The 20,917-nt window shown below is 63.7% G+C and carries 17 protein-coding genes; 12 read left to right on the top strand and 5 right to left on the bottom strand.

The window, feature by feature from the left end; genetic code table 11:
• Positions 1–5: 5 nt before the first annotated feature.
• Both AB9K34_RS16190 and AB9K34_RS16185 read right to left on the bottom strand, forming a co-directional pair.
• The gene (locus tag AB9K34_RS16190) at positions 6–1,295 is read right to left on the bottom strand and encodes an ABC transporter substrate-binding protein (protein ID WP_369955468.1); all 1,290 of its coding nucleotides are present in this window, start codon (positions 1,293–1,295) and stop codon (positions 6–8) included.
• A 78-nt stretch (positions 1,296–1,373) separates the two neighbouring features.
• Positions 1,374–2,789, bottom strand: coding sequence for a hypothetical protein (locus AB9K34_RS16185; protein ID WP_369955467.1), 1,416 nt, complete (start codon positions 2,787–2,789; stop codon positions 1,374–1,376).
• 30 nt (positions 2,790–2,819) lie between these two features.
• On the opposite strand from AB9K34_RS16185, the gene AB9K34_RS16180 reads away from it, so the two are divergent.
• The 4 genes from AB9K34_RS16180 (at position 2,820) to AB9K34_RS16165 (ending at position 9,865) form a co-directional block, all read left to right on the top strand.
• Positions 2,820–3,611: a copper chaperone PCu(A)C gene (locus AB9K34_RS16180; protein WP_369955466.1), complete on the top strand. Its 792-nt coding sequence runs from the start codon at positions 2,820–2,822 to the stop codon at positions 3,609–3,611.
• 60 nt (positions 3,612–3,671) lie between these two features.
• Complete coding sequence (locus AB9K34_RS16175; protein WP_369955465.1) at positions 3,672–5,732, top strand: hydantoinase/oxoprolinase family protein; 2,061 nt, start codon at positions 3,672–3,674, stop codon at positions 5,730–5,732.
• On the top strand, positions 5,729–7,471 hold the full coding sequence (locus AB9K34_RS16170) for a hydantoinase B/oxoprolinase family protein (RefSeq protein WP_369955464.1): 1,743 nt from the start codon (positions 5,729–5,731) through the stop codon (positions 7,469–7,471). The genes AB9K34_RS16175 and AB9K34_RS16170 overlap by 4 nt, the downstream gene beginning before the upstream one ends.
• Before the next feature lie 78 nt (positions 7,472–7,549).
• On the top strand, positions 7,550–9,865 hold the full coding sequence (locus AB9K34_RS16165) for a molybdopterin-dependent oxidoreductase (RefSeq protein ID WP_369955463.1): 2,316 nt from the start codon (positions 7,550–7,552) through the stop codon (positions 9,863–9,865).
• An 11-nt stretch (positions 9,866–9,876) separates the two neighbouring features.
• Here AB9K34_RS16165 and AB9K34_RS16160 read toward each other — a convergent pair whose 3' ends face one another.
• Positions 9,877–10,779: a ribokinase gene (locus AB9K34_RS16160; RefSeq protein WP_369955462.1), complete on the bottom strand. Its 903-nt coding sequence runs from the start codon at positions 10,777–10,779 to the stop codon at positions 9,877–9,879.
• 216 nt (positions 10,780–10,995) lie between these two features.
• Here AB9K34_RS16160 and rpsD point away from each other — a divergent pair, with 216 nt between their 5' ends.
• Together rpsD and AB9K34_RS16150 are read left to right on the top strand one after the other, a co-directional pair.
• On the top strand, positions 10,996–11,616 hold the full coding sequence (gene rpsD, locus AB9K34_RS16155; RefSeq protein WP_369955461.1) for a 30S ribosomal protein S4: 621 nt from the start codon (positions 10,996–10,998) through the stop codon (positions 11,614–11,616).
• Between the two features lie 90 nt (positions 11,617–11,706).
• Complete coding sequence (locus tag AB9K34_RS16150; RefSeq protein WP_369955460.1) at positions 11,707–13,128, top strand: homospermidine synthase; 1,422 nt, start codon at positions 11,707–11,709, stop codon at positions 13,126–13,128.
• 55 nt (positions 13,129–13,183) lie between these two features.
• Here AB9K34_RS16150 and AB9K34_RS16145 read toward each other — a convergent pair whose 3' ends face one another.
• Positions 13,184–13,645, bottom strand: coding sequence for an Lrp/AsnC family transcriptional regulator (locus AB9K34_RS16145; RefSeq protein ID WP_369955459.1), 462 nt, complete (start codon positions 13,643–13,645; stop codon positions 13,184–13,186).
• A gap of 102 nt (positions 13,646–13,747) precedes the next feature.
• Here AB9K34_RS16145 and AB9K34_RS16140 point away from each other — a divergent pair, with 102 nt between their 5' ends.
• From AB9K34_RS16140 to AB9K34_RS16125, 4 genes are all read left to right on the top strand, one after another.
• Complete coding sequence (locus AB9K34_RS16140; protein WP_369955458.1) at positions 13,748–15,178, top strand: aminotransferase class V-fold PLP-dependent enzyme; 1,431 nt, start codon at positions 13,748–13,750, stop codon at positions 15,176–15,178.
• Positions 15,179–15,242: 64 nt separating this feature from the next.
• Positions 15,243–16,328 carry a histidinol-phosphate transaminase gene (gene hisC, locus AB9K34_RS16135; protein WP_369955457.1) on the top strand — a complete coding sequence of 362 codons (1,086 nt, stop codon included), beginning with the start codon at positions 15,243–15,245 and terminating at the stop codon, positions 16,326–16,328.
• On the top strand, positions 16,325–17,248 hold the full coding sequence (locus AB9K34_RS16130; protein ID WP_369955456.1) for a prephenate/arogenate dehydrogenase family protein: 924 nt from the start codon (positions 16,325–16,327) through the stop codon (positions 17,246–17,248). Before hisC ends, AB9K34_RS16130 begins: the two co-directional genes overlap by 4 nt.
• The gene (locus tag AB9K34_RS16125) at positions 17,245–18,072 is read left to right on the top strand and encodes an extensin family protein (protein ID WP_369955455.1); all 828 of its coding nucleotides are present in this window, start codon (positions 17,245–17,247) and stop codon (positions 18,070–18,072) included. The genes AB9K34_RS16130 and AB9K34_RS16125 overlap by 4 nt, the downstream gene beginning before the upstream one ends.
• Here AB9K34_RS16125 and AB9K34_RS16120 read toward each other — a convergent pair.
• Complete coding sequence (locus AB9K34_RS16120; protein ID WP_369955454.1) at positions 18,069–19,070, bottom strand: DUF2125 domain-containing protein; 1,002 nt, start codon at positions 19,068–19,070, stop codon at positions 18,069–18,071. The genes AB9K34_RS16125 and AB9K34_RS16120 overlap by 4 nt on opposite strands.
• Positions 19,071–19,135: 65 nt before the next feature.
• Here AB9K34_RS16120 and AB9K34_RS16115 point away from each other — a divergent pair, with 65 nt between their 5' ends.
• Together AB9K34_RS16115 and AB9K34_RS16110 are read left to right on the top strand one after the other, a co-directional pair.
• The gene (locus AB9K34_RS16115; protein ID WP_369955453.1) at positions 19,136–19,666 is read left to right on the top strand and encodes a gamma-glutamylcyclotransferase; all 531 of its coding nucleotides are present in this window, start codon (positions 19,136–19,138) and stop codon (positions 19,664–19,666) included.
• Between the two features lie 69 nt (positions 19,667–19,735).
• Positions 19,736–20,914 carry a biopolymer transporter ExbB gene (locus AB9K34_RS16110; protein WP_369955452.1) on the top strand — a complete coding sequence of 393 codons (1,179 nt, stop codon included), beginning with the start codon at positions 19,736–19,738 and terminating at the stop codon, positions 20,912–20,914.
• Positions 20,915–20,917 lie beyond the last annotated feature (3 nt).

Here is a 20,917-nt window from a genome sequence, read left to right as displayed (position 1 = left end):
CGCGTTCAGAAGCTCTGCTGCGTGTAATCGACCTCGTCGGGATAGAGCGTATCCTCGATCGACGTGGTGTGTTGCAGCACCATTTTCCCGTCGATCACCTTGCTGATATACTGATGGCCGAACACCTGGTGGGTCTTGCCATTGAAGAGCTTGGCCCCCTGCGGATGCGCGTTTGACGCCGGAATTTCGGTCATCGCCTCCACCGCCTCGATCAGCTTGGCCCGATCCGCGGTCCCGGTATAACCGGCGGCTTCCATACCCGCCTTGACGGTATACAGCGTTTCCCAGCACCCGAACATGTGCGCATAGGTCGAGATGTCCTTTGGATCGCTGACCGATGCACCGTTTGCATCGACGCCCACGGCAGCACGGTAATGCTGGTCGAACTCGGTCTGCTCGGCCTGCGCATAGCGCGGCATGCCCTCCCAGAAATATGTGCCTTCAAGGAACTCAAGACCGGGGCTCGACAGGTCCACCGCCTCCAGCGAGTCGATAAAGCCGAACATTTCGGGGCGGCTCGGGCCAAAGAACTCGCCCATTTCCTTGACGAAGGTCAGAACGGCGGGTCCGACCATCACGTGATAAATCACTTCGGTCTCGCGGGGGATCTTCGGGAAATACTTGGTAAAGCTGGTTTCGGTGGGCGGGATCGCGATCTGCGCCACCACTTCGCCCCCCTGCGCCGCAAGCGCCTCGGTGAAATAGTCACGGTGGTCGTGGCCGAAGGCAAAATCCGGGTAGATCATGGTGACCTTCTTGCCGAGATTTGACGACACGAACGGCGCCATCGCCAGAACCTGGCTCTTTACATCGGTGATACCGGGCTGCACCGTCCAGCGGTTGAGCATCCCGCTCGCGACGTGGTGGCCTTCGGAGACCACGAAATAGGGCAGTTTCAACTCTCCCGCGCGCGGGGCCGACCCGATCACCACATGGGAAAACAGCGTCCCGAAGCCGATATCGCAATTGTGCTGGGTCGCGAATTTCTCGACCACTTCCGCGCCCCGCTTGGGATCGGTCCCGTCATCTTCGGCGACGATCTCGACCATGCGGCCATTGATTCCCCCTGCCTCGTTGATCAGCTTGACGGCGGCATTGGTGGTGCGGTCATACCAGCGCCCGTAGGCGGCGCCGATCCCGGTGCGGTGTACCTGGAAACCGATGCGGATCGGCTCGGATGTCTGTGCCTGCGCATAGCGCGCCCAGAGCGGCAGGCTGCCCGCCGCCGCCCCGGCAGCAAGCGTTTTCAGCGCGCCGCGGCGTGTCGTGCCGGTGGTTTTGGTGTCTTTGGTCATGGCAAATGTCCCCTGTAAAACGGTTTTGGCCTATTCCCGTCCTTGCAGTCTTCAATGTTTTCAGGGCGGCGGCAATGGTTATAGTCCGCGCGGCGCCGCAAGCAACCACAGGCCGAACAACGTATAGAGCACCATGAAGCCGGCCAGGGGCAATTGGCTCAGCATCGCCCGGCGGGCACTTCCGTGATGATTGAGCGCGATGAGATGCGCCATCAGGATGGCCAACACATGTCCGGCCACGACCGCCGCCGCCTGGCACAACCAGATCAGCCGCACGCTGTCCTGCGTGTTGAAAAAGCCGGTCGTGACATAAAATGTTGCCATGCCCAGCAGGCTGTCGCCCCGCGCCAGCGGATCGTTCAGCGCGGCAAGCGCGTATTGCCCGTTGACCAACAGGCTCGTGAGATAGTGACCGACATGATATCCGAGCGCAATCGGCAGGATGGACGGCGCATAAATGCAAAACGCTTGTCGCCAGGACATATCGGCGCCGGCGAGCGCGAGGCCCATCCGAACGGAAAGACCATAGGCGACGATCAGAGCAAGGTTGGCAACGATCAGACCAGCGGTGTTCTGAGCGACGACTGCGGTACGACCGGGAAATTCGAGCGGGTTGATCCCCATCAGGTCAAGCCACCAGAATGTCTCGTTCAGCCCGTCAAAGCTGCCACATCCCAGAATCACCAGCATGAATATCGCCGCGCCGAAACCTGGCGCGCGCCGGCGCATCGCCTGCCACCCGAACAGGCCGGTGGCAAACCAGCGTCCTCTGCGACCGAACAGCCCCACCGCCGCATAACAGCGCATCAGCATCGCGATGCCCTCGCCACGCAATGCCCAGCGCGGCCCGAAGAGCAGCAGCGCCACGTAGGTGAACAGCCAGTACCCCCCGACATAGCGGGCCAGCCGTGCCGGATCGGACGGCGCGGGATCGGCCAGCAACACGATCACGAAGCCGAGATAGGTCAGGATCGCACCGGAATACCCGAGTTGCACGGGCAAGCGCAGGGCCGGCCCGCGCCACAACGCCCACCGGCTCAGAGCAACCGGCCCGTGCCACGGATCGATCCAGCGCCAGAGGTCGCCGAACAGCCCCTGCACCGTGACCAGCGCAATCCACCACACCGTCCAGATCATCAGCGGCAACGGATTGGTCAACGGATCACGCGGGCCGCTCAATCCCAGCCAGACCAGCGCGCAAAGGATCAGGAAAGAGGCAGAGCTGGTCAACAGGCGCGCCGCCGGTGCCCGACGCCGGCGCCACAGGTCGAATGGCCTAAACAGCCCGCGCAGCACCGGGGCGGGCAGCACGGTCAACAACACGACGGTCATCACGACACAGGCCACGCCCGCAGAAATATAGATGTCTGTTGGAAGCAGCAGCACGAAACCCTGTTCGGCGGCATGTGCGCCGGCCTGCGTCGCGCAAAGCAGCGGCCAGAGGATCGCGTTTGCCAGTCGGGAACATCGACGTCTATATTGCAAAATGCTCATGTACTGCGATGATACCCGGAGGAGGTCTGGATGAAAGCTGCAAAACCCCTTGTTGCAATTGCCATTCTGATCGCTGTTGCCGGGGCTGCCTACGCGCTGATTTCACGGGCAGTGCAGACCGACATCCTGCTTTCCGATGTTATTGCCACCCCGATCGAAGAGGCGAAGGGCAGTGTTGCTGTATTCATGACCATCCGCAATTCCGGAGGGCCCGACCGGCTGGTATCGGCGCGCTCCATCGTGGCGCAGCGATCCCGGCTCGATCATGCGGTGGCGGATGCCGGATTGCCGATCCCGGCGGACAGCACCCCGTCGCTGGCACCGGATGGCGCGTTCATCCTGATGGACGGCATGGGCGGCGATCTGCAGGAAGGGCGCATGATTCCCGTTACCCTGCGTTTCGAAAATGCCGGGGAGTTTCGCACACAGGCCCGGTTGGCGCCGCCGCGAAGCCGGGGAGATGTCGGCGATTTCGGTCTTTACGGGATTGGCGACATCTGCCGGGTGGAAGAGGGCGAACCGCTCCCGCAGGTCGGGATCGCGGTTGAGCCGGATGGCGATGGCTGGCGCGTGCGCGTGCAGGCGGATGATTTCACCTTTGCACCCGATCTCGTGGACGAGGCGCATGTGCCGGGCACCGGTCATGGCCATCTTTATCTGGGCGGGCTGAAGCTCCAGCGACTTTATGAACCCGAAGCGCGGATCGGCGCCCTGCCCCCGGGCAAGCACCAGGTCCGCGTGACGCTGAGTACCAACGATCACCGCGCCTACGTGGTGGATGACCTGCCAGTATCCGCCACCGCCGAGATCATCGTGCGTTGACAACAAGGGCCGCTTGCGGACACCATTTGTACACAAACAATCTCGGGAGCCGAAAACCGGATGGCGGGCAAATCTTCGGGCGCGGTTGTGGGGGTGGATGTCGGCGGCACCTTCACCGATCTTGTGGAACTGGACCAGTCGAGCGGTCAGGTGCGGCTCGCCAAGGTCCCGAGCACGCTCGACAACCAGGCCTATGGCGTGCTTGCGGCACTGGACAAGGCCGGGTGTGAACTTGCCGCTCTCGACCTGATCGTGCACGGCACGACAACGACGACGAACGCGGTTCTGGAACGCAAGCTGGCCAGGACCGGTCTGATCACCACACGGGGGTTTCGCGACGTACTCGAACTGGGCCGGCGCACCCGCCCCAACGCCTATGGAATGACCGGCACCTTCACACCGCTGATTCCGCGCAACCTGCGGCTTGAGGTGCCCGAACGAATGGACGCGGCGGGCCAGGTCGTGACGCCGCTTGACGAAGAGGCTGTGGGCAACTCCGCAAGGGCGCTGATCGAGGCCGGATGCGAATCCGTGGTGATCCACTTTTTGCACGCCTACGCCAACCCCGCGCATGAACGCCGCGCCGCCGAGATTGTCGCGGAAATATGGCCCAACGACCACATCACCATGGGCCATGCCCTGTTGTCCGAAAGCCGCGAATTCGAGCGGGGCGTCACGGCCGCCGCCAATGCCGCCGTGCAGCCCTTGCTCGACCGCTATATCCGCCGGTTGGTCCGGGAATTGCAGGGGGGAGGGTATGCCGGCGATGTGCTGGTGATGAACGGCAATGGCGGCATGGTCAGCTCCGCGCAGGTGGCAAGAGAAGCTGCCAAGACCGTGATGTCCGGACCCGCGTCCGGCGTGATGGCCGCAGCCTATACCGGGCGCAAGGCCGGGATCGGCAACCTGATCACCTATGACATGGGCGGCACGTCGACCGACGTGGCCCTGATTCGCGATGCCGAGCCTTCGGTCAGCAACGAGATCGAAATCGAATACGCTATGCCCATCCACGTGCCGATGGTCGATGTGCGCACCGTCGGCGCGGGCGGCGGATCGATCGCACGGGTGAATGCTGCCGGTTTGCTCGAAGTCGGCCCCGACAGCGCCGGGGCGGAACCGGGGCCGATCTGCTACGGGCGCGGCGGCGCCGAGCCGACAATCTCGGATGCCAACCTGCTTCTGGGGCGGCTCGATCCTGCGGGGCTGAACGCGGTGACGGGTGCTGTGTCACTGGAACATGTGCGCGAGGTGTTCGCGGGCAAGCTGGGCGATCCGCTGGGGCTGAGCGCCGAGAACGCGGCAGCGGCAGTGATCGAGATCGCCAACATGAAAATGGCTGGCGCGATCCGCATGGTTTCGATCTCGCTCGGTGCAGACCCGCGCGATTTCGCCCTGTTTGCCTTTGGCGGTGCGGGTCCGCTGCACGCCACGGCGCTGGCGCGAGAGTTGCACATTCCCCGCGTGCTGGTGCCCAGCCGGCCGGGGATCACCAATGCCATCGGCTGCGTGGTGGCCGATCTGCGGCACGATTTCGTCAACACCGTCAATACGCCGCTCGATGCCCTGCAAGCAGGACAACTGGCCCGGGTTTTCGCCGACCAGAGCAGACAGGGAGAGGCGCTGATCGCACGGGAATCCGTCGAAATTCGGGATGTGCGGCATTTGTACAGCGTCGACATGCAATTTGTTGGCCAGACCCATTTGCTGCGCGTGCCGCTGGAACGACCGGACGTGACGCCCGGGGAATTGCAGGCATTGTTCGAAGCCGCCTATTTCCGCCGGTTCCGGGTCGAACTTGATGATATCCGGGCGAACCTGGTGAATGCCAACTGCTCGGTGATCGGCACGCGCGCGGAACTGGATCTCGGCTCTCTGATCGACCCGGCGGGTCGCAAGGCAACGCTGCAAGAGGCACGAACCGGGCAACGCCCGGTCCATGTGAACGGAGCATGGCATGACACCCCGATCTACTGGCGCGATCACCTGCCGCTGGATTTTACCCTGCCGGGCCCGGCCATCGTGCAGCAGATGGACACGACCCTGTTGATCGAACCCGGCGACACCGCCAGCGGCGATCGCGACGGCAATATCCTCGTGCAGATCGGAGCCTGTGCATGACCATTGATCCGATCACCCTGTCCGTCATTCAGGCAGGCCTGCAACAGGTCTGTGACGAGATGGACCTGACCTTTTCCCGCGCCGCGTTTTCGCCGGTGATCGCCGAAGCGAACGACCGAAGCGATGGCATCTATGCCGCCGATGACGGCGCGCTGATCGCGCAGGGGGCAGGCGGGTTGCCGGTGTTCGTGGGCACGATGCAGGAAAGCACGCGCATCCTGATCGAAATGATCCGGGATGGGCGGGCGGCAGAGCCCCGGCCCGATGACATCTATATCGTCAACGATCCCTATCTGGGCGGTACGCATCTGATGGACGTGCGTTTTGCCCGCCCCTTCTATCGCAAGGGCGAGATCTTCTGCTGGCTGTCCAACACCGGACATTGGCCCGACACCGGCGGCGCGGTCCCCGGCGGCTTTTCCGCCAGCGCAACCGCTGTCGAGCAGGAAGGGCTGCGGCTGCCGCCGGTCCGCCTGTTCAAGCAGGGAAAGCTCGATCCCGAAATCATGGCGATCATCGCCTCCAACATCCGGGTGGCCGATCAGCGGATCGGCGATGTCAAGGCGCAGGCGGCGGCGCTGCTGGTCGGAGAAGACCGGTTGAACGCGCTGCTGGATCGCTATGGCGACGACACGGTGGCCGAGGCCATCGCCGAACTGCGCGACCGGGCGTCGACCCAGATGCGCGCCTGTATCGATCAAATCCCGGCCGGAGCGTATCGGGCCACCGCATGGATCGACAGCGACGGCGTGGTCAACGAACCGCTGGCGATCCGGCTGAGCGTGATACGCGATGACGCCGGCCTGACCTTTGATTTCGCAGGCAGCAGCCCGCCTTGCGCCGGGCCGATGAACTCGGTTCGGGCCACCACGCTCAGCGCGGTCTATCTCGCCATGCGCCACATATTTCCCGAAGTCCCGATGAGCGCCGGCGCGTTTCAGCCGCTGCATGTCACTGGCATAGACGGCACGTTTCTCGATGCGCACTATCCGCGCCCGGTATCGGGCTGTGCCGCCGAGGTCAGCCAGCGCATCGCCGAGGCGGTGTTCACCGCTCTGGTCGAGGCGCTGCCCGAACGCGTCACCGCCGCGCCCGCTGGCACCAGCGGCAATTTCGCGCTCGGCGGACAGGATCCCGACAAGGGGCGCGGATTCGTAATGTACCAGATTTCCGGCGGCGGTTATGGCGGCAATGCGGATCATGACGGGCTGAGCAACGGGTGTTCGACGATCGGCATCTCCAAGGCGCCACCGATCGAGATCATGGAACAGGCGTTTCCGGTGCTCTATCACCACTATGCGCTGCACGAGGGGTCCGGTGGGGCCGGGCTGCATCGCGGCGGATTCGGGCTGGACTACATGGTCGAACTGCGGCGCGGCGTTGCCACGGCCAGCTTCGTGATGGACCACGGGCGTTTCGGCCCGCAGGGCGTGCGCGGCGGCGGCGATGGTGGTGTGAACAAGGTAACGGTCTGGCAATCCGGACAACCCTATTCGCCCGCGCACCTGTCCAAGGAACAGGACATTCCGATGTCTCCGGGCGACCGTGTGCATGTGCGCACGCCGGGGGGTGGCGGCTATGGCGACCCCTTTGCCCGCCCGCCCGAAGCCGTGCGGCTCGACGTGGAACTTGGGCGCTATACACCGGATCAGGCCCGCATGCTGTTCGGTGTCGTGCTCCACGGCTCTCCCCCAGAGGTCGACCCGGCCGCCACCGCCACCTGCCGCGCAAATCGGTAATCGGGCGTGAATCCGCTGGACAACCGGCACGCCACCTGCCGAAACTCGGACGGCAATCAACAGGGAGCCGAGGCCGACATGACACGTGAAATGCCGCTGACCGCGACCCATTGGGGCGTCTATCGCGCCGAGGTATCGAAGGGGCGCATCGTCGCCCTGCACGACTTTGAGCAGGACCCCGATCCATCTGACATCGGTCATGGCATCGTCGACACCCTGACCGCACCCAGTCGCATCACCGCCCCGATGGTGCGCGAAAGCTGGCTTGATCACGGGCCGGGTGCACGCACTGACCGGCGCGGCAAGGACGCGTTTGTTGAAGTCAGCTGGGACGAGGTCACACGGCTGGTTGCCGAGGAAATCGCCCGCGTGCGCGATACCCACGGCGCCCAGGCGATCTTTGCCGGGTCCTATGGCTGGGCCAGCGCCGGCCGCTTTCATCACGCGCAAAGCCAGATGAAGCGTTTCCTGAACTGTGCCGGTGGGTTTACGCGGTCGCTGTTCACCTATTCATTCGCAGCCGCAGAGGCGATGATACCGCATGTTCTGGGCAGCTATCGCGCATTCATGAACACCACGACCGGCTGGCGCTCGGTCGCCGATGCGGGAGAACTGGTGGTCGCGTTCGGCGGCATTCCGGTCAAGAACGCGCAGATCGACAGCGGCGGGCTGGGCGCCCACGTCCAGCGCGAGGGGCTGCGCGCGGCGATTGCGGCCGGTGTCGACTTTGTGAACATCAGCCCGCTGTCCACCGACATGATCCCCGAACTGAAGGCGCGGTGGATGGCCCCGCGTCCGAACAGCGACGTGGCGATCATGCTGGGACTGGCCCATACGCTCTATACCGAGAGCCTGCATGATCCGGATTTCATGGAGCGCTATTGCGTCGGCTTCGATCGCTTCCTGCCCTACCTGACCGGCCAGATCGATGGCCAACCCAAGAGTGCCGACTGGGCCGCAGAGATCAGCGAACTGGCGGCCGAAGACATCCGCGCCCTGGCCAGACGCATGGCGAAACAGCGTACGATGATCTCGGTCAGCTGGTCGCTGACCCGCGCCGATCACGGGGAACAGCCGTTCTGGATGGGTATCACCCTGGCCGCGATGCTGGGGCAGATCGGGCTGCCCGGCGGCGGCATCACTTTTGGCTATGCCGCCAGCAACAGCATCGGCGGAGACTATCGACAGATGCCCGGCGCGTCGGTGCCGCAGGGGCAGAACCCGGTGGACCGCTATATTCCCGTGGCCCGGATCAGCGACATGCTGGAAAACCCCGGCGGGCGGTTTCATTTCAATGGCCGCGCCCTGCGATATCCCGATATCCGGATGATCTGGTGGGCCGGCGGCAATCCCTATCACCACCATCAGGATCTGAACCGGCTGGCGCGGGCGTGGGAAAAACCCGAAACGGTGATCGTAAATGACTGGTGCTGGACCGCCACCGCGCGGCGTGCCGATATCGTCTTGCCCACCACGACGCATCTGGAGCGCAACGACCTGATGATGTCGCTGCGAGATCCTTATGTGATCGCCATGAAAAAAGCCGCAGCGCCGCCCGAGGGCGTGCGCAATGACCACGATATCTTTCGCGCCCTTGCCGCGCGCATGGGGTTTGAAGAGGAATTCTCCGGCGGCATGGACGAGGGCGAATGGCTGCGCTGGCTCTACGACAAGACGCGCCAGAACGCGGATGCGGATGGGCTTGGCCTGCCCGACTGGCAAGAGTTGCAGGACCGGGGCTGGCATCGCACCCCACCGCCTGAAACCGCCACCGTGATGCTGCAGGCGTTTCGCGAAGACCCCGAGGCGCACGCGCTGGACACGCCGTCCGGCAAGATCGAGGTGTTCTGCCGCACCGTGGCGGATTTCGGGTATTCCGATTGCCCCGGACATCCGGCGTGGATGGAACCCTATGAGTGGTTGGGCAAGCCGGGAAAGTATCCCCTACACCTCATTTCGAACCAGCCGTCGAAAAAACTGCACTCGCAACTGGATCAGGGATCGGTCAGCCGGGGTGGCAAGATCGATGGGCGCGAGCCGGTGCTGCTCAACCCCGCCGATGCAGCAGAGCGGGGCATTGACGAGGGCGATCTTCTGCGCCTGTTCAATGATCGTGGGGCCTGTCTGGGCGTGGCGCAAGTGTCCGACAGCATCCGCCCCGGTGTCGTGCAGATCAGCACCGGGGCCTGGTGGGATCCGGACGAAAACGGCACCTGTCGCCACGGCAATCCCAATGTGCTGACACGGGATATCGGCACCTCGGCCCTCGGCCAGGGACCGACCGCACATAGCTGCCTGATTGAGGTCGAACGCTTTGAAGGGACGCCACCGCCGGTTCGGGCGTTCGAACCGCCAGAAATCCGGTGGCGCGACGCTCGGAACCCTTCGGTGTAACCTGTATCGTCCTATAGCAACCTCGCGACCTCGTCCCATTGCGGCATCGACGCGGCCGCGCCGGCGCGCGTGACCGAAAGGCCAGCGGTTGCGCACCCGATCCGGACGGCCTGCACCGGTGTTTCGCCGCGCGACAGGGCAGCCGCGAAGCCGCCATTGAACGCATCCCCTGCCCCGGTGGTTTCCACCACCTTGCCCGCCCGCACCGCCGGAACCATGCCATAGCCGTGCAGATAGGCGCCCTGCTCGCCCATCGTGATGATCGGTGTCCCGACCCCCAGTTCACACAGGCGCATGGCCGCCCGCGCGGCATGCTCGGGCGCTGTGACTGCGATGCCGGTCAGAGCCTCGGTCTCGGTTTCATTCGGCGTCAGATAATCGCAAAGCGCCAGCATCCCGTCGGGCAGCGGCGCGGCGGGGGCCGGGTTCAGGATCGTGGTCACACCGGCCTCCCGCGCGATTTGCAAGCCCCGCACCGCCGCGTCCATCGGCTGTTCAAGCTGTGTGACAAAGACGCTTGCGCCCCGGATCAGATCGGCCTGCGCCTCCATGTCCGCCGCTGTGATCCGGGCACCCGCACCCGGTGTCACGATGATCGCATTGTCGCCCGTGTCCTCCTGCACGAAAATGAACGCTGCCCCCGTGTAACTGTCGGCGGATCGTTCGGCATGGGCGATCACACCGGCATCGTCCCACAACGCCTGCGCCATCTTGGCGAAATCATCCTGCCCCAGGCGGGTGACGAAATGTGTCTCTCCGCCCGCGCGGGCACAGGCGACCGCCTGGTTCGACCCCTTGCCGCCGGGGCCGAGCGCAAAGGAATTGCCCAGCAGGGTCTCTCCCATGCGCGGCATCCTGTCCGCCCGGAACCCGGCATCCGCGACGAAAACCCCCAAGATGACCACTTTTCCCATGTCCCGCCCCTCTTGCATCGATGGACCGCAGTTGGTCGGCCCTTCAGGGGCATGTCAAGCTGCGATAAACCTGTTGACTCTGCCCCGCTCGCGTCTATAAGCGCGGCTTCATTGGTGTTGGTGGCCCCTGCAAGGGGATGCCTGTCAGGAGCAATCCAGAGGACAACGCCCTTCATAGTGGCCCGCTCGGGCCTCGCTTTCGGAAGGAGATCAGCCGTGACCAAACGCACGTCTGCCAAGTACAAACTCGATCGCCGCATGGGCGAAAACATTTGGGGCCGCCCCAAATCCCCCGTCAACCGCCGTGAATACGGCCCCGGCCAGCACGGTCAGCGCCGCAAGGGCAAGCTGTCCGATTTCGGTATCCAGCTGCGCGCCAAGCAGAAGCTCAAGGGCTATTACGGCGACCTGACCGAGAAACAGTTCCGCCGCATCTATTCCGAAGCCGAGCGTGTCAAGGGCGACACTGGTGAAAACCTGATCGGCCTGCTGGAACGCCGCCTGGACGCGGTCGTGTATCGCGCCAAGTTCGTTCCGACCATCTTTGCCGCACGCCAGTTCGTGAACCACGGCCACGTCAAGGTGAACGGCCAGAAGGTCAACATCCCCTCCTACCGCGTCAAGGAAGGCGACGTGATCGAGGTTCGTGACCGTTCCAAGCAGATGACGACGCTGCTCGAAGCCGTCGGCCTGCCCGAACGTGACGTTCCCGACTATATCGATGCGGATCACTCGAAGATGACCGCCACTTTCGTGCGCACCCCGCAACTGGGCGATGTGCCGTATCCGGTCATGATGGAACCGAACCTGGTCGTCGAATTCTACGCCAAGAACTGACGCAGCCAGAATACCGAAACAAGGGGTTGTGCCGAATCGGCGCGGCCCCTTTCTTGTTCCCGCCACCGCCCGCAACAGATGGAACCCGTGATGAGCACCTCCCACCCAGTTTATGGCCGCATCGACGGCCCCATCGTCATCATCGGCTTCGGGTCGATCGGCAAAGGCACCCTGCCCCTGATCCAGCGGCATTTCGACTTTGACGCGGACAAGCTGGTTGTGATCGACCCCAATCCGGAAACGCACCTGTTCCTGTCCCAGCACAATGTCCGGCACGAGCAGATCGCCATCACCCCCGGCAACTACAAGGACGTGCTTGGCCGTCTGTTTCCCGATGGCACCGGCTTTTGCGTCAATCTCAGCGTCGATACCTCGTCACTGGATTTGATGAAATTCTGCCGCGAGCTTGGGGTTCTCTATATCGATACCGTGGTCGAACCCTGGGCGGGCTATTATTTCGAAACGCAGGACAATGCCGAGCGCACCAACTATGCGCTGCGCCAGAAGGTGCGCGATGAAAAAGCCGCCAATCCCGGCGGCACCACCGCGGTCAGCTGCTGCGGCGCGAATCCCGGCATGGTCAGCTGGTTCGTCAAGGACGCGTTGCTGACACTGGCAAGGGATACCGGCCGCGACGTCACCGTCCCCACTGACAAGCCCGGATGGGCCGCCCTGATGCAAGAGCTTGGCGTCAAGGGCGTCCATATCGCCGAACGTGACACCCAGGCGCGCCGCCAACCCCGCCCGCGCGGTACATTCGTCAACACCTGGTCGGTCGAAGGATTTATTGCCGAGGGGTTTCAGCCGGCCGAGCTTGGCTGGGGCACGCATGAAACCTGGTTTCCGGAAAACGCCCATCGCCCGACCACCGGCTGCATGGCAGGCATATGGCTCGACCGGCCCGGCGCGATCACCCGTGTGCACACCTGGTGCCCCACCCCCGGACCACAATTCGGGTTCCTTGTCACGCATAACGAGGCGATTTCGATCTCCGACTACTACACCGTCGGCGATCCCGCCGCGCCAGAGTATCGCCCGACCTGCCACTATGCCTATCATCCCTCCGATGACGCAGTTCTGTCGCTGCACGAAATGTTCGGTTCGGGCCGTCAGCAGACCCGGTTCGAGATCCTCGACGTCGACGAAATCGTCGAAGGCATCGACGAGCTTGGCGTATTGCTCTACGGCCACGAAAAGAATGCCTTGTGGTACGGCTCGCGCCTGTCGAACGCGGAAACCCGCAACCTGGCTCCGTTCCAGAATGCCACCGGCTTGCAGGTGACCAGCGCGGTGCTCGCCGGGATGGTCTGGGCGCTGGAGAATCCACAGGCCGGAATCGTCGAAACCGACGAGATGGACCACGCCCGGTGCCTGGAAGTGCAACGCCCCTATCTTGGCCCGGTCGAGGCACATTACACCGACTGGACACCGCTTCAGGATCGCTGGGAGCATTTCCCCGAGGATATCGACGACTCCGATCCTTGGCAGTTCCGCAACGTGCTTGCCACCTGAACGATCTCTGCAAGCCGCCCCTTCGCCGGGTCGTGTGGGGCGGCAAAAGACACTGTCAAAGCGGCAGCGGACGGTTCTCGGCGATGGCCTCCATCGCGAAATACGAGGTGACGCTGTCCAGCTCGACGCCCTCGATCAGCCGCTGATAGACCCGATCATAGCTGGCCATGTCCTCGGTGACGACCTTCAGCTGATAGTCGTAATCCCCGCCAATCCGGTGAAAATCCACAACCTCGGGAATGGTCAGCACGTGTCGCCGGAAGGCGCGCAGCCAATCGGTCGAATGATGCCGAGTACGCAGCATGACAAAGACCACGAGACTCAGCCCGAGCCTGCGTCGGTCGATACGCGCACTTGAGCCGCCCAGCACACCGCGATCCGTCAGCGCCCTGAGCCTCCGCCAACAGGCATTTTGTGAAATCCCCACCCGATCGGCCAGCTCACGCTGTGATAACGAGGCGTCCTTTTGAAGTTCGCGCAGGATGTTCCTGTCTATGTGATCTATATTTTCAGGCATATTGGATTATATGACCCAAAAACTCCGCAAAATCCAGATAGAATGGTAAGGATTATTGATCTCTGGCCCATCATGATGGTCTTGCAACAAGAGGCCTGTTTCATGTCACTGACCGACTTTCGAAAAACCATCCAATCCGCCACTCGCGATGACAGCCTGCGAAAGAGCGTGATTGGTGAAAACGTCCGCATCCCAGGATTGAACGGAGACGTGCCGCTGGTCTACGCGGATTACGTCGCCTCGGGGCGGGCGTTGCAGCAGGTCGAGACCTATATCGCGACCGAGGTTCTTCCCTACTACGCCAACAGCCATACCGAGGCCTCGTATTGCGGGGCGTTCATGACACGGCTGCGCGCGGATGCCCGCGCCGAAATCGCGCGGCAGGTCGGTGCCGGACCGGACGATGCTGTGATCTTTGCCGGGTCCGGAGCGACGGCGGGCCTCAATCGTCTGGTCGGCCTGCTTGGGCTTGAGCAGGCCAGCAATCCCGTGGTCTTCATCGGCCCGTATGAACATCACTCCAACATCCTGCCCTGGCGGGAGAGCAAGGCGGAGATCGTGGAAATCCCCGAATCGCCGGAGGGTGGCCCGGATCTGGACTATCTTGAGCAGGCGCTGACGCGCCACGCCGGCAGCGATTTGAAGATCGGCAGTTTTTCCGCGGCCTCGAACGTCACCGGCATCGTGACCGAAACCGGCCCGGTGACGCGAATGCTGAAGCAACACGGCGCCCTTGCGATCTGGGATTACGCCGGGGCCGGTCCCTACCTGCCGATCGACATGGCCGAGGACGACTCCTGCCGCAAGGATGCCATTGTGGTGTCGCCACACAAGTTTCCGGGCGGTCCCGGAGCCTCGGGTATTCTGGTGGTGAATACCGGCGCTGTGCGCCGCAAGACCCCGTGCTGGCCCGGCGGCGGCACGGTCAGTTTTGTTTCGCCCTGGCGGCACGATTACTCGACCAATCTCGCGGTGCGCGAAGAGGCGGGAACGCCGAACGTGATCGGCGACATTCGGGCGGCGCTGGCCTTCATCGTCAAGGACGCGGTCGGAGCAGCAACCATTGCCGAGCGCGAAGCGCGGTTCAACCAGATGGCACTGACCGCGTGGGGCGACAACCCGCACCTGACCCTGCTGGGAACCGACAAGGCGCATCGGCTGCCGATCTTTTCCTTCATGGTGCGCGATGCAAAAGGCGCGGCGGTGCATCAGCAGCTGTTCACCCGCATGCTGAGCGATGTCTATGGCATTCAGGCGCGCGGCGGCTGCGCCTGCGCCGGGCCTTATGCGCACCGCCTGCTGGGTATAGACGAGGCCGCGTCCCGTGCGCTGCACTCAGATCTGCGCGCCGGCAAGGAACTGCGCAAGCCGGGCTGGGTGCGCCTGAACTTCAGCTATCTGATGGATGACGCCACGGTGCGCTATATCATCGACAGCGTTTCCGAACTCAGTCGCACCACCGAAAAATACACGGATCACTACCGGGTGGATCCTGCAACTGCGCGGTTCCGGCACGACATGATCGCGGCCTGATCTTTGCGGGTTTTCTCTGCGCCGCTCTGACGCTATGAGGGGACAGTTTTCTGGGAGCCCCGACATGAGCCTGATCACGCCGCAACCCGGTATCTTGGACATCGCCTTGTACCAGGGCGGGGCCTCGCACGTGGCGGGCATCAGCAATGTCATCAAGCTGTCGAGCAACGAAAACCCGCTCGGACCCAGTCCGAAGGCAGTGGAAGCGGTGCAAAACAGCGCCGCACAAATTCACCGCTATCCCCCGACGGACCACGCCGCGTTGCGCCAGGCCATCGGTGAGGTGCATGATCTTGACCCGGATCAGATCATCTGCGGCGTTGGCAGCGACGAGATCATCACATTTCTCTGCCAGGCCTTTGCCGGTCCCGGCGACGAGGTCGTGCATACCGAGCACGGCTTTGCCATGTACCGGATCAGCGCCCTGGCGGCGGGGGCCACGCCGGTCGAGGTGCGCGAACGCGATCGTGTCACGGATGTCGACTCGATCCTCGCCGGGTGCACCGAGCGCACGCGACTGGTGTTCATCGCCAATCCGAACAACCCGACCGGCACGATGATCGGCGCCGCCGAGGTCGCGCGTCTGGCGGATGGATTGCCGCCGCAGGCCATCCTCGTGCTCGACGGTGCCTATGCCGAATTCGTGGACGGGTTCGACGGCGGCGCCGCGCTGGTTGCCGGGCGCGACAACGTGATGATGACCCGCACATTTTCCAAGCTCTACGGTCTCGGCGGTCTGCGCGTCGGTTGGGGCTATGGGCCGCAGGCCATCATCGACGTGCTCAACCGCGTGCGCGGGCCGTTCAACCTGTCGGGCACCGCGCTCGCCGCCGCAGAAGCCGCGATCCGTGATACCGCATATGTCGAACACTGCCGCGCCCAGAACGCCAGGTGGCGCGTCTGGCTGGCCGAAGCGCTGGCCGAGATCGGCGTTCCGTCCGACACCTCCTGCGCGAATTTCATCCTCGCCCGCTTTGCCGACCAGGCCGAGGCCGAGGCCTGTGACGCATATCTGCAATCGCAGGGCCTGATCGTGCGGCGCGTCGCCGGCTACAAGCTGCCGCAATGCCTGCGGATCACGGTCGGCGACGAGATCGCCTGCCGGCGTGTCGTGGCCGCTGTCGCCGAGTTCAAAGGCGGCGCGAGATGAACGGAATCGTTTACGAACGCGTGGCCCTCATCGGGTTGGGTCTTATTGCCTCTTCAATGTTCTGGGCCATCAAGCGTGCGGGCCTCGCAACCGAGGTGACCGGCTATGCCCGCACCCAGGAAACCCGCGACACCGCACGGCGGATCGGCCTGTGCGACCGGGTTTGCGATGACATTGCCGACGCGGTCAGGGATGCAGACCTGATCGTTCTGGCGGCTCCGGTCGGCGCGATGGGCGACATTGCCCGCCAGATCGCACCGCATCTGAAACCCGGTGCCACGGTAAGCGATGTCGGTTCGGTCAAGCGCGCGGTCATCGACGCTGTTGCGCCGCACCTTCCGGACAATGTGCATTTCGTTCCCGGTCACCCGCTGGCCGGGACCGAGCATTCGGGGCCGGAAAGCGGCTTTGCCGAGTTGTTCGACGATCGCTGGTGCCTGATCGTACCGGTGGACGGGTCAGACGAGGCGGCGATTGCACGGCTGCGCGATCTCTGGCTCGGTATCGGTGCCCATGTGGAAATCATGGAACCCGATCACCACGACCTCGTGCTGGCGGTAACCAGCCACGCGCCGCACCTGATCGCTTATACGATGGTGGGCGTCGCGGACGACCTGCGCCGCGTGACCGACAGCGAGGTCATCAAGTATTCCGCGGCGGGTTTTCGTGACTTTACCCGCATAGCGGCGAGCGATCCGACAATGTGGCGCGACGTGTTTCTGAACAACAAGGATGCAACGCTCGAAATCCTCGGGCGGTTCACCGAGGAACTGTTCGCGTTGCAACGTGCAATCCGCACCGGGGACGGCGATCACCTGTACGATTATTTCACCCATACCCGAGCCATCCGCCGGGGGATCATCGAGGCGGGGCAGGATACGGATGCTCCGGATTTCGGTCGAAAGAAGAAACCGAAATGATGTGGCCGCGCGCGATTGTGATCCTCGCCCTTGCGTTCTGGGCGGTCCCGCTCGCTGCTGTGGCCCCTGATTCATCTCTGCGCCCGCAACCTCGTCCGGACACCGGCACAGCCGCCGCCGCGACCACGCTTGTGACGGTGGCGCGGATGCGACCCAATGTGCGCCCGGTATCCGAACAAATCCTCGATGCCGCGGCACGGTCGGAGCAGCTTGCGCTCTTCTCTCCCGACATCTCGGCCCGCCCCTGGCCGCGCCCGCCGTCGATCGAGAACAAGGCAATGGCCAAGCGCAAGATGCGCCGCAAGGGCGCGGTCTGTGGCGATCTCAAGATTCAGGGCGAGACGGTCGGCCATGTTCCCGGCCGCATCAAGGCCTGCGGCATCAGGGACGCGGTGCGCGTAAACACGGTGGCGGGCGTGCGGCTGAACCCGCCCGCGCTGATGAACTGCAAGACCGCTTCGGCACTGCGCGAATGGACCGAACTGGGGTTGAAACCCGCGTTTCGCCAGCGCGGACCAGTCGTTGAAATGAAGGTGGCCGCCCACTATGCCTGCCGGACCCGCAACAACAAGCGCGGCGGGCGGGTCTCGGAACATGGCAAGGGCAACGCCATCGACCTGTCGGCCTTTACCATGATGGATGGCGAGGTGATCACAGTCCTCAAGGGGTGGGGCCAGGGAACAACCCTCAAACCCCTGCGCAAGGCGTATACGCGCGCCTGCGGCACCTTTGGCACGACACTCGGCCCGGCATCGGACAGCTATCACCGCGACCATTTCCATTTCGACACCGCCAGCTATCGCAGCGGACCCTACTGCCGCTAGCGCAGATAGAGATACGGGGCCGGGCCCAGAGGAAACGGCCCGAGCGTGACCATCCCGTCGCGCAGGCCCAGCGTGACATCCAGCGTGTCGGGATTGCCGCTCATGTTTGCGAGCATATTCAGAACACGCTCCGCCGGACCAATGGCATAGTCCGGAACCGCGCCCGAGCCCTCTACCGCCGCCAGCATGTCGCGCCAGTTCTCGGCCTTGACCGAGAGTTCACCGGTGGGCAGGCCAGTGGCGTCAACGGTGACCTGACCGGCGGCAAAGAGCGCCAGTGCCCCCCATTTCGCCTGCGCCAGCCTGAGGTCGATTTCTACCGGCTGCGGGCGGCGATTCTCAAGGGCACGACGATCCCACGGACGATCAAAGCGCACCGTCATGTCGAGTTCGAGGCTCTCGAAACTCTCGGGCAGCGTCGTGTTGGAACGCAGCATCCGACGCAGGGCCGCCCCGGGTACAAATTGCGGTGCGTCTATGTTGAACTGATAGGTCTCGGCCTGGTCCGTACCCTGCATCGCCAGCACCAGCCCGTCTGCGGCCATGGCCTCGCCGGTGGCGTCCTCGACGCGCCATGGCCCCGAGGTCAATGCCATCCGCTCGACAACAAGATCCCGCCCGGGCTTGAGATGTAGATCGGCGCTCATGCCATCCGCGCGCAAACTGATCGTCTGATCGAAATACGAGAGCAACTGCGCCGTTTCCGGAAAGATCAGCGTCTGCCGCCCCGGCCAGATCGCCGGGCTGTCCATGTTCAGCCAATCGGCCTGCCACGCCGCTCCGGTCGCGGGATCGGCCAGCGCCGGATTGACCAGCGTGGTGATGTGCCGCAAGGGATAGCCCGATGTATAGATCTCGGCGTAATCGGCCTGCCAGCCGCGCCCGGCCTGTTCAGAGAACCATGTGCTCACGCCCTGACGCAGCATATAGCCGGCCCCGTACCAGTAGGCGGACCAGACAAGGCCAAGAACCACCAGAATATTCAGCAACCTGCGCATGACCTGCCCCTTTTACCCGGCACCGCTTTGTTGTTTATAGAGCGAAATCGGCAAGGACCAGCAAGATGACGATGTGGGTATTCGGATATGGCTCATTGTTGTGGAACCCCGGCTTTCCGGTGGCCCGCAGCGTGATCGCGACTTTGGACGACTATGCCCGGTCGTTCTGCATGCGCTCGATCCACCATCGCGGAACCGAGGCCGACCCCGGTCTGGTGCTTGCGCTCGACGAAGTGCCCGGTGCCCATTGCCGGGGCATGGCGCTTGCCGTCGAACAGGGGCAAGAGGCGCACACCCTCGATTACCTGCGCGAGCGCGAACTGATCTCGTCGGCCTATATTGAAAAGGACCTTGCAATCACGCTGGCAGATGGACAGACCGTCACTGCCGTCACCTATGTGATTGACCCGCATCACGTTCAGTATTGCGGCGGTCTGCCGCTGGAAGACCAGGCCCGGATCATCGCGCGCGCCGTGGGCGGGCGAGGTCCGAATACGGAATACCTGTTCAACACCACCTCGCATCTGGCGGAAATCGGACTGCATGACCCCGATCTGGAATGGCTGGCACAGCGTGTACGTGCGCTTGCCGCATAAACGCTTGGCGCAGCCCCCAATTCTTCTATAGTCTCGCGGGGGAGCAGATAAGTGTCAGGACCGGGGCGTATGGCCGAACCAGACCGCAAACCCAGGCCGCAATTCAGCCAGCCTGTGCGACAGATTTTGATGATGCTGACCGCGCTCGGGCTGTCGGGGTTCGGCGTGTTCGTCGCCCTGCCACGCGTGTTGCCGGTATTTGAGGCCAATCCCTATCTGAACGGCTTTATCCTGATCGTGTTTGTCGTCGGCGTCGTCGCCACATTCTACCAGGTGCTGCAACTGATCGGTTCGGTGCGCTGGATCGAACGCTTTGCCTCGGGGCATATGGACACCGCCATCAGACCGCCGCAATTGCTGGCGCCGCTCGCGTCGCTTTTGCGGGCACGCGGCGCGCGGATGCAACTCAGCGCATCCTCCACCCGGTCGATCCTCGACTCGGTCGCCACCCGCATCGACGAAGAGCGGGACATCACCCGCTATATCGTCAACCTGCTGATCTTTCTCGGGCTGCTCGGCACCTTTTACGGGCTGGCCACCACGGTGCCCGCGGTGGTCGAAACCATCCGCAGCCTGGCCCCGCAAGAGGGCGAACAGGGGCTGGACGTGTTCAACCGGCTGATGACCGGGCTTGAAAAGCAGTTGGGCGGCATGGGGGTCGCCTTTGCCAGTTCGCTGCTTGGCCTCGCCGGATCCCTGATCGTCGGCCTGCTGGAACTCTTCGCCGGGCATGGGCAGAACCGGTTCTATCGCGAACTCGAAGAATGGCTGTCCTCAATCACCCGGGTCGGATTTTCGTCGGGCGACGACCCCGGCAGCGAGAGCGGTGCCGTTCCCGGGGTGCTGGGTCATATGGCCGAGCAGATGGACGGTCTGCATCAGCTCATGGAACGCGCCGAAGCGAGCCGCGCCGAGGTCGATCAGAAACTCGCCATGCTGCTTGAGAGCATGGTGCACCAGGAACGATCCGACCGCATGGCCACAGCACTTGATCGTCTGGTAGCCGGGCAGGAAGCCCTGCACGACACCCTGCGCGAGCAGGCCGCAGACGGGATCGACGCCGAAAGCCGGATGCGCCTGCGTTCGATCGACGTGCAGATGTTGCGTATCCTCGAAGAAATCTCGGCCGGCCGCCAGGAAAGCCTCGCCGCACTGCGCAAAGATATCGAACTGCTGGCCAAGGCGCTGGACCGTCCCCGCGGCGGCGGGCGCAAACCCAGATCGGACAGCGAAAGCGACGGGGTCTAGCCC

The sequence above is a fragment of the Sedimentitalea sp. XS_ASV28 genome (assembly GCF_041224545.1).
Lineage (GTDB): Bacteria > Pseudomonadota > Alphaproteobacteria > Rhodobacterales > Rhodobacteraceae > Sedimentitalea.
The sequence above is the reverse complement of the archived record's forward strand: the minus strand, read 5'-3'. Positions and strand labels throughout refer to the sequence as shown.

Bases quoted from the DNA above. Each gene is read 5' to 3' on its own strand.
- AB9K34_RS16145 (WP_369955459.1), bottom strand. From the start codon at position 13,645: ATGCCTGAAAATATAGATCACATAGACAGGAACATCCTGCGCGAACTT.
- AB9K34_RS16185 (WP_369955467.1), bottom strand. From the start codon at position 2,789: ATGAGCATTTTGCAATATAGACGTCGATGTTCCCGACTGGCAAACGCG.
- AB9K34_RS16150 (WP_369955460.1), top strand. From the start codon at position 11,707: ATGAGCACCTCCCACCCAGTTTATGGCCGCATCGACGGCCCCATCGTC.
- AB9K34_RS16110 (WP_369955452.1), top strand. From the start codon at position 19,736: ATGGCCGAACCAGACCGCAAACCCAGGCCGCAATTCAGCCAGCCTGTG.
- AB9K34_RS16165 (WP_369955463.1), top strand. From the start codon at position 7,550: ATGACACGTGAAATGCCGCTGACCGCGACCCATTGGGGCGTCTATCGC.
- hisC (WP_369955457.1), top strand. From the start codon at position 15,243: ATGAGCCTGATCACGCCGCAACCCGGTATCTTGGACATCGCCTTGTAC.
- AB9K34_RS16140 (WP_369955458.1), top strand. From the start codon at position 13,748: ATGTCACTGACCGACTTTCGAAAAACCATCCAATCCGCCACTCGCGAT.
- AB9K34_RS16175 (WP_369955465.1), top strand. From the start codon at position 3,672: ATGGCGGGCAAATCTTCGGGCGCGGTTGTGGGGGTGGATGTCGGCGGC.
- AB9K34_RS16115 (WP_369955453.1), top strand. From the start codon at position 19,136: ATGACGATGTGGGTATTCGGATATGGCTCATTGTTGTGGAACCCCGGC.
- AB9K34_RS16160 (WP_369955462.1), bottom strand. From the start codon at position 10,779: ATGGGAAAAGTGGTCATCTTGGGGGTTTTCGTCGCGGATGCCGGGTTC.
- AB9K34_RS16130 (WP_369955456.1), top strand. From the start codon at position 16,325: ATGAACGGAATCGTTTACGAACGCGTGGCCCTCATCGGGTTGGGTCTT.
- AB9K34_RS16125 (WP_369955455.1), top strand. From the start codon at position 17,245: ATGATGTGGCCGCGCGCGATTGTGATCCTCGCCCTTGCGTTCTGGGCG.
- AB9K34_RS16180 (WP_369955466.1), top strand. From the start codon at position 2,820: ATGAAAGCTGCAAAACCCCTTGTTGCAATTGCCATTCTGATCGCTGTT.
- AB9K34_RS16170 (WP_369955464.1), top strand. From the start codon at position 5,729: ATGACCATTGATCCGATCACCCTGTCCGTCATTCAGGCAGGCCTGCAA.
- AB9K34_RS16190 (WP_369955468.1), bottom strand. From the start codon at position 1,295: ATGACCAAAGACACCAAAACCACCGGCACGACACGCCGCGGCGCGCTG.
- AB9K34_RS16120 (WP_369955454.1), bottom strand. From the start codon at position 19,070: ATGCGCAGGTTGCTGAATATTCTGGTGGTTCTTGGCCTTGTCTGGTCC.